This is a genomic window from Telluria sp. AZSoR62 (assembly GCF_058111565.1).
Map to the genome: position 1 here is coordinate 41,162 of NZ_JBYTST010000011.1, position 12,205 is coordinate 53,366.

The 12,205-nt window shown below is 67.7% G+C and carries 6 protein-coding genes; 5 read left to right on the forward strand and 1 reads right to left on the reverse strand.

Annotated elements, in window-relative coordinates; genetic code table 11:
- The first annotated feature begins 32 nt into the window (after positions 1-32).
- Genes AC3XQU_RS17150 through AC3XQU_RS17165 form a run of 4 tightly spaced genes read left to right on the forward strand, consistent with a single transcriptional unit; the run spans position 33 to position 9,184 of the window.
- Positions 33-1,385 (forward strand): efflux RND transporter periplasmic adaptor subunit, encoded by a 1,353-nt coding sequence (locus tag AC3XQU_RS17150; RefSeq protein WP_489875379.1) that lies wholly within the window; start codon positions 33-35, stop codon positions 1,383-1,385.
- Positions 1,386-1,431: 46 nt separating this feature from the next.
- On the forward strand, positions 1,432-4,530 hold the full coding sequence (locus AC3XQU_RS17155) for a multidrug efflux RND transporter permease subunit (RefSeq protein ID WP_489875380.1): 3,099 nt from the start codon (positions 1,432-1,434) through the stop codon (positions 4,528-4,530).
- Complete coding sequence (locus AC3XQU_RS17160; RefSeq protein WP_489875381.1) at positions 4,527-7,790, forward strand: efflux RND transporter permease subunit; 3,264 nt, start codon at positions 4,527-4,529, stop codon at positions 7,788-7,790. The genes AC3XQU_RS17155 and AC3XQU_RS17160 overlap by 4 nt, the downstream gene beginning before the upstream one ends.
- Entirely contained in the window at positions 7,787-9,184 is a 1,398-nt protein-coding gene (locus AC3XQU_RS17165) for an efflux transporter outer membrane subunit (RefSeq protein WP_489875382.1), read from the forward strand. Before AC3XQU_RS17160 ends, AC3XQU_RS17165 begins: the two co-directional genes overlap by 4 nt.
- A 232-nt stretch (positions 9,185-9,416) precedes the next feature.
- On the opposite strand, the gene AC3XQU_RS17170 is transcribed toward AC3XQU_RS17165, so the two are convergent.
- Positions 9,417-9,665 (reverse strand): WGxxGxxG family protein, encoded by a 249-nt coding sequence (locus tag AC3XQU_RS17170; protein ID WP_489875383.1) that lies wholly within the window; start codon positions 9,663-9,665, stop codon positions 9,417-9,419.
- A gap of 338 nt (positions 9,666-10,003) precedes the next feature.
- Between AC3XQU_RS17170 and AC3XQU_RS17175 the strand changes: the two genes are divergently transcribed.
- Positions 10,004-12,145: a S46 family peptidase gene (locus AC3XQU_RS17175; RefSeq protein WP_489875384.1), complete on the forward strand. Its 2,142-nt coding sequence runs from the start codon at positions 10,004-10,006 to the stop codon at positions 12,143-12,145.
- Positions 12,146-12,205: the final 60 nt, after the last annotated feature.

Sequence of the window (12,205 nt, forward strand, 5' to 3'; positions counted from 1 at the left end):
ATTGCATGTTGGCCGAAAAAACAAGGATGAGCATGGAGTCGAACCCACCCCAGAAGTCTGCCCTCACCAGTCCACCGCCTGCGCCGCCCAAGCGCAACAAGCGTCTGGTCGGCACCGTCGTCGCGGTGCTGGCCATGATCGGCCTGGCCGCGCTGGCCTGGTACCTGACCCACCGGCCGGCAGGCGGCGCGGCCGGCGCCGGCGGTCCTCCGGGCGCGACGGGACAGCGTGCAGCCGGCGGCGGTGGCGGCGGGCCGGGTGGGGGCGGCGGTGGCGGTGGCCGCGGCGGGCGCGGCGGCGGAGCGACCACGGTCGGCGTCGCAACGGCCGAGCTGCTCGACATCCCGGTCACCATCGACGCGCTGGGCACCGTGGTGGCCGCCGCGAACGCGACCGTGCGACCGCAGGTCTCGGGCGTGCTCCAAAAAATCAACTTCGAAGAAGGACAGATGGTGCGGGCAGGGCAGGTGCTGGCCACGGTCGATGCGCGTTCCTTCGAGATGGCGCTGCTGCAGGCGCGCGGCCAGCGCCAGCGCGACGAAGCGCAGCTGGAAAGCGCGCGCCTGACCTTGTCGCGCTACCGCACCCTGCTCGAGCAGGACTCGATCGCGCGCCAGGAAGTCGATACCCAGGCGGCGCTGGTCAAGCAGCTCGAAGGCACCGTGATGACCGACCGCGCCGCCGAAGGCATCGCCCAGCTCAACGTCAGCTACACCCAGGTGAAAGCGCCGATCTCCGGGCGGGTCGGCCTGCGCACCGTCGACATCGGCAACCTGGTCGGAAGCAGCGACGCCAACGGCATCGCCGTGATCACCCAGCTCTCGCCGATCGACGTCGAATTCGCGGTGCCGCAGGACGGCGTGCCCGCGCTGCAGGGCCGCATCGCGCAAAAGGCGAAACTGACGGCGATTGCCCTGGACCGCACCCGCACCACCACCCTGGCCTCGGGCAGCTTCTTCGCCCTGGACAACCAGGTGGATGTCCAGACCGGCACCGTACGCGCCAAAGCGCGCTTCTCCAATAGCGACAACAAGCTGTTCCCCAGCCAGTTCGTCAACCTGCGCCTCCAGCTCGACACCATCGACGACGCAGTGGTGGTGCCGGTCACGGCGCTGCGCCACGGCGCGGCCGGCGACTTCGTCTACGTGCTCAATGCCAAGGACAAGACGGTCTCGCAACGCGCGGTCACGCGCGGCCAGGCGACGGTGGACCGGATCCAGATCGCCACCGGCCTGAAGGTGGGCGAGCAGGTGATCACGGAAGGCGCCGACCGCCTGCGCGACGGCGCCAAGGTGACCTTGCCGGGCGACCGTCCGGCCGGTGCGCGCGGCGAGGGAGCAGGGCGGGGCGAAGGGCGGCGCCAGCGCCAGGGGGCGCAGCAATGATGCAGGCGCCCGAAGCGCTCACCGATGCGCGGCACGGGGCAGCCGGATGAATCCCTCCACCCCCTTCATCCGCCGTCCGGTCGCCACGGCCCTCCTGATGCTGGCCATCGTGCTGGCCGGGATGGTCGGCTACCGCTTCCTGCCGCTGTCGGCGCTGCCGCAGGTGGACTTCCCCACTATCCAGGTGCAGACCCTGTATCCGGGCGCGAGCCCCGAAGTCATGGCGCGCACCGTCACCGCGCCGCTGGAGCGCCAGTTCGGCCAGATGTCGGGCCTGACGCGCATGAGTTCCACCAGCGCCTCGGGCGTGTCGGTGATTACCCTGCAGTTCGGCCTGGGCCAGACCCTGGACGTGGCCGAGCAGGAAGTGCAGGCCGCGATCAATGCCGGCGGCTCGCTGCTGCCGACCGACCTGCCGGCCCCGCCCGTCTACGCCAAGGTCAACCCGGCCGACGCGCCGGTGCTGACCCTGGCCATCACGTCCGATACGCTGCCGCTGACCGAAGTGCAGAACCTGGTCAACACCCGCCTGGCGTTGAAGATCAGCCAGGTCTCGGGCGTGGGCCTGGTCTCGCTCTCCGGCGGCCAGCGTCCGGCGGTGCGGATCCAGGCAGACACCGAAGCGCTGGCTTCCTACGGCCTGGGCCTGGACACCCTGCGCAGCGCCATCACGGCGGCCAATGCCAACAGCGCCAAGGGTAATTTCGACGGCCCCACGCGCTCGTATGCGATCAATGCCAACGACCAGCTCTTGAGCGTCCCGGACTACAAGAACCTGATCGTCTCCTACCGCAATGGCGCGCCGGTGCGCCTGCAAGACGTGGCGCGGGTGGTCGACAGCGCCGAGAACGTGCGCATCGGCGCCTGGGCCAACCTGAAACCGGCGATCATCCTCAACGTGCAGCGCCAGCCAGGCGCCAACGTGATCGCCACCGTCGACGGTATCCGCGAACGCCTGCCCGAGCTGCAGGCCGGCTTGCCCGCCTCGGTGCGCATGGACGTGCTGAGCGACCGCACCGCCGGCATCCGCGCCTCGGTCCACCACGTGCAGCTCGAACTCCTGCTGGCCGTGGCCCTGGTGGTACTGGTGATCTTCGCCTTTTTGCACAGCATCCGCGCCACCATCATCGCCAGCCTGGCGGTGCCGATTTCCCTGATCGGCACCTTCGGCATCATGTACCTGATGGGCTACAGCCTGAACAACCTGTCGCTGATGGCGCTGACGATCGCCACCGGCTTCGTGGTCGACGACGCCATCGTCATGATCGAGAACATCGCGCGCTATATCGAAGAGGGCGAAAAGCCGATGGCCGCCGCCATCAAGGGCGCCGCGCAGATCGGTTTCACCATCATTTCGCTGACCGTCTCGCTCATTGCCGTCCTGATTCCGCTGCTGTTCATGGGCGACGTGGTGGGGCGCCTGTTCCGCGAATTCGCGGTGACGCTCGCCGTGACCATCCTGATCTCGGCCGTGGTGTCGCTCACCCTGGTGCCGATGATGTCGGCACGCTGGCTCAAGAGCCATGAAGAAGAACGCCCGGGTCGCTTCGCGCAGCGGACCCAGGCCTTTTTTGACCGCATCATCCAGCGCTACGACGTGGCGCTGGGCTGGGTGCTGGCGCGCCAGGGCCTGACCCTGCTCGTCGCCCTGGGCACGCTGGTGCTGACCGCGCTGCTGTGGATGGTGATCCCGAAAGGCCTGTTCCCGACCCAGGACACCGGCCAGCTGCAGGCACGCCTGCAGGCGCGCCAGTCGATCTCGTATGCTGACATGGCCAAGCTGCAGCAGGCCGCCGCGCGCGAAGTGCTGCAGGACCCGGCGGTCGAGTCGCTCAGCTCCTATGTCGGCGTGGACGCGGCCAACAACACGATGCTGCATACCGGCACCATGCTGATCAACCTGAAGGGCGAGCGCGAGGACGACCAGGACGAGATCATGGCCCGCCTGCGCCAGCGCGTGGCCAACGTCGCCGGCGTGACCATGTATGTGCAGCCGACCCAGGACCTGACCATCGACGCCGAAAGCGGCCCGACCCAGTACCGCCTGTCGCTGGAAGGCGCCGACAGCGCCACCGTCAACGCCTGGGCCGGCAAGCTGGTGGCGCAGATGGCCAAGCGCGCGGAGCTGCGCAACGTCACCAGCGACGCCGGCGCGGTGGGCGCGGCCGCCTTCGTGGACATCGACCGCGACACGGCCTCGCGCCTGTCGATCACGGCCGCCTCGGTGGACGACGCGCTCTACAGCGCCTTCGGGCAGCGCATCGTCTCGACCATCTTCACCGAGACCAACCAGTACCGCGTGATCCTGGAAGCCCAGCAGGACGAAGCGATGTCGCTCGATGCGCTCGGCCGGCTGCAGCTGCGTACCGGCTCGGGGCAGCCCACGCCGCTGGCGGCGGTGGCGAAAGTGACGGAACGCGAAGCGCCGCTGCAGATCACCCACGTGGCCCAGTATCCATCGACCACGATCGGCTTCGATACCGCGGGCGGGACGTCGCTGGGCACCGCCGTCGATGCGATCCGCGAAGCGGCCGAGGACATCAAGCTCCCGGCCTCGGTCACCATGACCTTCCTCGGCGCTTCCGGCGCCTACCAGGCGTCGCTGTCGAACCAGCTGTGGCTGATCCTGGCCGCCGTGGTCTGCGTCTACATCGTGCTGGGCGTGCTGTACGAAAGCTACGTGCACCCGCTCACCATCCTGTCCACGCTGCCCTCGGCCGGCGTGGGCGCGCTGCTGGCGCTGTGGGTGACGGGGCAGGGCCTGGGGGTGATCGGCATCATCGGCATCATCCTCCTGATCGGCATCGTCAAGAAGAACGCCATCATGATGATCGACTTCGCCATCGAGGCAGAACGCGACGGCGGGAAAAGCCCGCTGGACGCGATCCGCCAGGCCGCGCTGCTGCGCTTCCGCCCGATCCTGATGACGACCCTGGCCGCGCTGTTCGCGGCGGTGCCGCTGATGCTGGGCTGGGGCGAGGGCGCCGAACTGCGCCGCCCCTTGGGCCTGGCCATCTTCGGTGGCCTGATCGTCAGCCAGCTGTTGACCCTGTTCACCACGCCGGTGATCTACCTGGCCTTCGACCGCCTGGCGCGCCGCCGCAGCGGGCGCGCGCGAGCCAAGCCGGAGGAGGTCGGCGCATGAACCTGTCGCGCCCCTTCGTCGAACGCCCGATCGCGACCGTCCTGCTGACGCTGGGGATTGCGCTGGCAGGCATCGGCGCCTTCTTCGTGCTGCCGGTCTCGCCCCTGCCGGCGGTGGACTACCCGACCATTTCGGTGTCGGCGTCCTTGCCCGGCGCCAGCCCCGAGACCATGGCCTCGAGCGTGGCCACGCCGCTGGAGCGGCGCCTGGGCGTGATCGCCGGGGTCAATGAAATGACCTCGAACAGCGGCAACGGCTCCACGCGCGTCAGCCTGCAGTTCGACCTGAACCGGAAAATCGACTCTGCCGCGCGCGAAGTGCAGGCCGCGATCAATGCCAGCCGCGCCGACCTGCCGGCCACGCTGCGCAGCAACCCGACCTACCGCAAGGCCAACCCCTCGGACGCGCCGGTGATCATCCTGGCGCTGACTTCCAAGACGCGTTCGCCCGGCCAGATCTACGAGTCGGTCTCGAACCTGGTGCAGCAGCGCCTGGCGCAGGTAAAAGGCGTGGGCGAAGTCGAGATCGGCGGCGGCTCGCTGCCGGCGGTGCGGGTCGAGCTGCTGCCCTATGCCCTGAACAAATACGGCGTCTCGAGCGAAGACGTGCGCGCGGCGATCCAGGCCACCAATGCCAACCGCCCCAAGGGCGCGATCGAAGGCAATGGCCACCGCTTGCAGATCTATTCGCAGCCGGCAGGCGGCAACGGCGGGCGCACCGCTGCGGAGTACCGCGACCTGGTGGTGGCCTGGCGCGACGGCGCCGCCATCCGCCTTCAGGACGTGGCCGAGGTCATCGACGGCGTCGAGAACGTGAACACGCTTGGCCTGTTCAATGGCGAGCCGGCCGTGATCGTCCTGATCACGCGCCAGCCGGACGCCAACGTCATCGAAACCGTGGACGGCGTGCGCGCGCTGCTGCCGTCGCTGCAGGCCCAGCTGCCGGGCGACGTCAAGCTGCAGGTGGCCTCGGACCGCACCAATTCGATTCGCTCCTCGCTGCACGAGATCGAATTCACCCTGGTGCTGTCGATCCTGCTGGTGGTGCTGGTGGTAAGCGTGTTCCTGCGCAGCGTGCGCGCCACCATCATTCCGGCGGTGGCCACGGTCGTGTCGCTGCTCGGGACCTTCGGCGTCATGTACCTGCTGGGTTTTTCCCTGAACAACCTGTCGCTGATGGCGCTGACGGTGGCCACCGGCTTCGTGGTGGACGACGCCATCGTGGTGCTGGAAAACACCGCGCGCCACATCGAGGCCGGCATGGACCGCATGCAGGCTGCGCTGCTGGGCGCGCGCGAAGTCGGTTTCACCGTGCTGTCGATCTCGCTGTCGCTGGTGGCGGTGTTCATTCCGCTGCTGTTCATGGGCGGGCAGGTGGGCCGGCTGTTCCGCGAATTTGCCGTGACCCTGTCGGCGGCGGTGATGATCTCGCTGGTGATTTCGCTCACCACCACGCCGATGATGTGCGCCTGGCTGCTCAGGAAAGAAGACCGGAAGAAGCAGCCGGGCCGCCTGGCGCGCTGGTCCGAGAACGGCTTCAACCGCGTGCTGCGCGGATACGAAGCATCGCTCGACTGGGCGCTCGCTAGCCGCGTTCTCGTGATGCTGATCCTCGGCTTCGTGGTGGCCCTGAACGTCTACCTGTTCGCGGCCGCCCCGAAAGGCTTCTTCCCGCAGCAGGACACCGGCCAGCTCAATGGCGGCATCCGTGCCGACCAGAGCATCTCCTTCCAGGCCATGCAGGGCAAGCTGCGCCAGCTGGTGAACATCATCAAGCGCGACCCGGCGGTCGATACCGTGGTGGCCTTCACGGGCGGCGGGCGGGCCGGAGGCGGCTTCATGTTCATCAACCTCAAACCCGTGCGCGACCGCGCCGAGGGCGACACCGGCCAGGCGGTGATCGCGCGCCTGCGCCCGCGGCTGGCGCGCGTGACCGGCGTGTCGATCTTCCTGAATCCGGTGCAGGACCTGCGCATGGGCGGGCGCTCCAGCAATTCCACCTACCAGTACACCCTGAAAAGCGACAACGCGGCCGACCTGAAGCAATGGGCCACGCGCCTGGCGGAAAGCATGAAGCGCCAGCCTTCGCTGGTCGACGTCGACACCGACCAGGCCGAGAACGGCGTCGAGACCTTCGTCACCATCGACAAGGACACCGCCTCGCGCCTGGGGATCGGCACGCGCGACATCAACAACGCCCTGTACAACAATTTCGGCCAGCGCCAGGTGGCGAACATCTACGATGAGCTGAACCAGTACCACGTGATCATGGGCGTGGCCCAGCGCTATGCCCAGTCGCCGGAAGCGCTGCGCGACGTGTACGTGCCCGCGCGCGGGAACGGGGGCGCGGCCGCCGCCCCAACGACGGGCGCCACATCCGGCGCGCCCGCGGCAGGCACGCCGGCCGCCCCGGCCAACCTGACGGCCGCGCGCGACCCCTCCAGCGGCTCTGCCTTGTCAGGCAGCGCCACCACGATGGTGCCCCTGATGACGATCGCCAGCTTCGCCGAAAGCTCGACGCCGACCTCGGTGAACCACCAGGACGGCGAGCTGGCGACCACGGTCTCGTTCAATCTGGCCGAGGGCTTCAACCTGGAAGACGGGCAGCAGGCCGTCAAGCAGGCCGAAGCCGAGATCGGCATGCCGACCAATGTGCGGGGCAGCTTCCAGGGCACGGCGCGCGCGGCGGAAGAATCCAGCAAGGAGCAGCCGCTGCTGATCCTGGCGGCGATCGTCGTCATCTACATCGTGCTGGGCATCCTGTACGAGAGCCTGGTGCACCCGGTGACGGTCTTGTCCACGCTGCCCTCGGCCGGCGTGGGCGCGGTGCTGGCCCTGCTGCTGTTCCGGATGGAGTTCTCGATCATCGCGCTGATCGGGGTGTTCCTCCTGATCGGCATCGTCAAGAAGAACGCGATCCTGATCATCGACTTCGCCCTCGAATCCGAGCGCGCACGCGGCCTGAGCGCGATGGAAGCGGTGCGCGAAGCCTGCCTGCTGCGCTTCCGCCCGATCCTGATGACCACGCTGGCGGCGGCGCTCGGCGCGCTGCCGCTGGCGATCGGCTTCGGCGAAGGCTCCGAGCTGCGCCGGCCGCTGGGCATCGCCATCATCGGCGGGCTGGTGGCCAGCCAGGTACTGACCCTGCTCACCACCCCCGTCGTCTACGTCCTGCTCGACAAGCTGCGCACCCGCAAGCCCGACGAGCAGCAGCTGTCCCGCCATGCCTTCGACGGCGACCCGACCCCGGTAAAACCATGAATACCATGCACCTGCGCTTCCGACTCTCGCTCATCGCCCTTGCGGCGTCCGTCCTGGGCGGCTGCGCCGTCGGCCCGGCCTACCAGCGCCCCACGACCCCCGAACCCGCGGCCTTCAAGGAGGCGCAGGGCTGGGTGCCCGCCGCCCCGGCCGACGCGCTCGAGCGCGGCCCCTGGTGGGAGCTGTTCCAGGATGCGGAGCTGAGCGCGCTGGCGGCCGGCGTCGCGGTCTCGAACCAGAACGTGGCGGTCGCCGTCGCGAACTATGCGCAGGCAAGGGCGCTGGTGAGCCAGCAGCGCGCCGCATTGTTCCCGGCCGTGAACCTGGGCCTGAGCGCGGACCGCTCCGGCGTGCGCAACCAGGGTGCGGACAGTTCCTACCGCCTGAACCTGGGCGGCAGCTGGGAGCCCGACGTGTGGGGCCGCCTGCGCGCCGGCGTCAGCAGCGCGCAGGCGGGCGCCGACGCTTCCGCGGCCGACCTGGCCAGCGCGACCCTTGCGGCCCAGGGCGAACTGGCAGCCAACTACTTTGCCGTGCGCGCGCTAGACGCCCAACGCGCGCTGCTGGTGCGCACGATTGCCGGCTACGAGCGCGAGCTGCAGATCACCCAGAACCGATTCAATGTCGGCATTGTCGCCCGCACCGACGTGCTGCAGGCGCAGACCCAGCTCGCCAATGCGAGGGGCGACGAGCTCTCGCTGGTGCGCCAGCGCGCCCAGTTCGAGCATGCCATCGCGGTCCTGCTCGGCAAGGCCCCCAGCGAGTTCACGCTGGCTGCCGCGCCGGCCTGGCGCGTGAGCGTGCCGGCGGTGCCGGTGGGCGTGCCCAGCACGCTGCTGCAGCGCCGCCCGGACATCGCCGCCGCCGAGCGCGACGTCGCCGCTGCGAATGCGGAGATCGGCATCGCGCGGGCCGCCTATTTCCCCGACATCGGCCTGTCCGGGTCGCTCGGCACGGGCGGCAGCCGCGTGTCCGACCTGCTGTCGGCATCGAACGCCGCCTGGTCCTTCGGCCTGTCGGCGGCGCAGGCGATCTTCAATGCCGGCGCCACCCGCGCCGGCGTGGCGGGCGCCGAGGCGCGCCACCAGGCCACCGTCGCGCGTTACCGCCAGACCGTGCTCGCGGCGTTTGCGGACGTGGAAGACCAGCTGACGGCCACCCGCATCCTGGAGCAACAGCAGGAACTGCGGCAGGTCGCCTCCGAGGCGGCCGACAAGGTCGAGCAGCAGATCCTGAACCGTTACCGAGCAGGGCAGGTGAGCTATTCGGAAGTGGTGCAGGCCCAGGCGACGGCGCTGGCCGCGCGACGTTCGCTGGTGCAGGTGCAGGCCGACCGCCAGGCCGCGGCGGTGCTGTTGATCCAATCGCTCGGCGGCGGCTGGCGAGCCGGCTGAGCAATCCGGCCCCGGCCGGATAATCGATCGGCAGGGCGAATAACAGGGAGGGCAGGCAGCAGGGATAATCCAGCCGGTATTATATAAACCGGCTGGTAACGCATAATGGCAGGGCGGCGATATATTCGCTCCCTGCCATGTGCATTATTAAAAGATGCACGACGACTATTCGCTTTTCCGTGTTGCAGCGCGTATTGAACGCTGCAATACCGATCGCGTAACCGATTAAAAATTAACGATTGTTCGGATTGGTCGTGGTGGTGGTAGTGCGGTGCACGTGGTCGTCGTGCTTGCGGCGCAGGCCCAGCAGGCCAGCCAGGCCCAGCAGGCCGATCCAGCCAAAGTCGCGGTCTTCTTCGACGGGCACGGTGGTGGTGGAGGTGGTGACGGTGTTGTCAGGGGTGGTGTTCTGGGCTGCTGCCGGCAGGGCGACGGCGGCGGTAATCGACAGGGCGAGGATAGCTGGGATGATTTTCTTCATATTCGGCTCCAAGTGGTTTGATAAACGTTGTGATTTACACGGGTCCTGGACTTTGCAATAACGCGCGCAAAGCGTTAGAAGGTGTATGTACCGTTCTGGCTTTTAGTATAGACAGGTTCGCAATAACCCTATGCACCGTACTAATAGGAAATAATAAAACAGGCCGGCGCCGTGATAAGTCATGCATTTCGCCGTTTTCATCCGCCACTATTTGGTCCTTATTGAAATGGTGCGTGCAGGCCAGGCTGCACGGGGCGTCAAGACGCCAAAAAACGACCCAACCTGGGTACAAGAAAGCTATACTCCCGGCTGCTTTTTCCATCCATCCGGGGTTCATTTTGTTCAAATCCGTCGTACTGCCTGTCGTCCTGCTGGGCGCCGCGAGCATTGCCATCGCCGATGAAGGCCAGTGGCAGCCGCACCAGCTGCCGCAACTCAAATCCGAACTCAAGCGCATCGGCATCACCATGCCGGCCGAGAAGCTGGCCGACCTGGGCAAGCACCCGATGAGCGCGATCGTGTCGCTGGGCGGCTGCTCGGCCGCCTTCGTCTCGCCCGACGGCCTGGTGGTCACCAATCACCACTGCGCCTATGGCGCCATCCAGCGCAACGCGACGCCCGAGAAGAACTACATCGTCAATGGCTACCTGGCCAAGACCCGCGCCGAGGAACTGCCGGGCGGCCCGAATACCCTGGTCTACGTGACCGAGAAGGTCGAGAACGTGACCGAGCGCGTGCTCAAGGGCCTGGCCCCCACGCTGAGCGGCCGCGAGCGCCACGAGCTGGTCGAGTCGCGCATCAAGTCCCTGATCGCCGAGTGCGAGACCGACAAGTCGACCCGCTGCTCGGTGCCGGCCTTCCACCGCGGCCTCGAGTACTACCGCATCAAGCAGCTGATGATCCGCGACGTGCGCCTGGTGTATGCGCCGTCCGACCGCATCGGCAACTTCGGCGGCGACATCGACAACTACGAGTGGCCGCGCCAGACCGGCGACTATTCCTTCCTGCGCGCCTATGTGGGCCCGGACGGCCGCCCGGCCGACCCGTCTCCGAACAACGTGCCCTACAAGTCGAAGGACTTTTTGGTGGTGTCGGCCGAAGGCCTGAAGAACGGCGATCCGATCCTGCTGGCCGGCTACCCGGGCCGCACCAGCCGCTACAAGCTCCCCAGCGAGATCCGCTTCGCGCGCGACGTCGACTTCCCGGCCAAGGCCGCGAGCATCACCGCCGACCTGTCGGTGATCGCCGCCGCGACCCAGGGCAACCCGGCCTGGGACGTGCGCTATGCGAGCGTGGCCAAGAGCCTGAACAACGTGCTCAAGAAGACCCAGGGCCTGATGGATGGCTTCGCGCGCAAGGACATCGCCGCGATCAAGGACGTGCAGGACGCGCAATTCCGTGCGTGGCACAGGCAGAATGGCGCGGGCGGCGGCAAGAACCTGCTGGGCGAGCTCGATAGCGTGATCGCGCAGGACATGGCGCAGTCGCGCCAGGAAGCCGCGTGGGCGGAAGCCACCCACAGCGACCTGCTCAAGAGCGCGCGCACCTTGTACCGCCTGGCGCTGGAACGCCAGAAGCCCGACCCGCAGCGCGAAACCGGCTACCAGGAGCGCGACCTCTCCTTTATCAAGGCGCGCTTGAGCCGCCTCGAGCAGTCCTTCGTGGCCAGCGTGGACGAAGCCCGCTACGGCGCCGCCCTGGCGCGCTATGCCCGCATCGACGCCAAGGTCCGCCCGCAAGGCCTGGACGCGCTGCTGCCGGCGCCCAACGCGCTGGGCGCGATGTACAAGAGCAGCGAACTGGGCGACACCGCCAGGCGCCTGGCCTGGATCGGCAAGGATCCTGACGCCTTCCGCAAGTCTGGCGACCCGTTCATCGCGCTGGCCGTGCGCCTGCACGACACCGGCATGGGCCTGGAGAACCGCCGCAACGAGCTCGAAGGCAATCTCGAGCGCGTCATCCCGCAATACATGAGCGCCGTGATCGCCTGGAAGAAGTCGCAGGGCAAGCCGGTCTACCCGGACGCCAACTCGACGCTGCGCGTGACCTACGGCACCGTGGCGCCGTACTCGCCGCGCGACGGCCTGGTCAAGGGCCCGTTCACGACCGTGGAAGGCATCGTCGAGAAGGCCACCACCAAGGATCCGTTCATCGTCCCGGCCGCGCTGACGGAAGCGGTGAAACAGAAGCGCTACGGCGTGTTCAAGGACAAGGCGCTGGGCACCGTGCCGGTCAACTTCCTGTCGAGCGCCGACACCACGGGCGGCAATTCGGGTTCGGCCGTGATGAACAAGCGCGGCGAGCTGGTGGGACTGAACTTCGATTCGACCTATGAATCGATCACCAAGGACTGGTATTTCGACAGCGCCATCACGCGCGCAATCCACGTCGACATCCGCTACATGCTGTGGGTGATGCAGGAAGTCGACCATGCCGACAACCTGCTCAAGGAAATGACGATCAAGTACCCGAAGAAGTAAACCGGGTCGTCGTTTGTCCAGGGGCCGCGGCGGTGCACATCGCCGCGGCCTTGTCCTGTC

Excerpts from the sequence above, each read along its gene's own strand:
- AC3XQU_RS17150 (WP_489875379.1), top strand. The coding sequence starts at position 33 with ATGGAGTCGAACCCACCCCAGAAGTCTGCCCTCACCAGTCCACCGCCT.
- AC3XQU_RS17155 (WP_489875380.1), top strand. The coding sequence starts at position 1,432 with ATGAATCCCTCCACCCCCTTCATCCGCCGTCCGGTCGCCACGGCCCTC.
- AC3XQU_RS17160 (WP_489875381.1), top strand. The coding sequence starts at position 4,527 with ATGAACCTGTCGCGCCCCTTCGTCGAACGCCCGATCGCGACCGTCCTG.
- AC3XQU_RS17165 (WP_489875382.1), top strand. The coding sequence starts at position 7,787 with ATGAATACCATGCACCTGCGCTTCCGACTCTCGCTCATCGCCCTTGCG.
- AC3XQU_RS17170 (WP_489875383.1), bottom strand. The coding sequence starts at position 9,665 with ATGAAGAAAATCATCCCAGCTATCCTCGCCCTGTCGATTACCGCCGCC.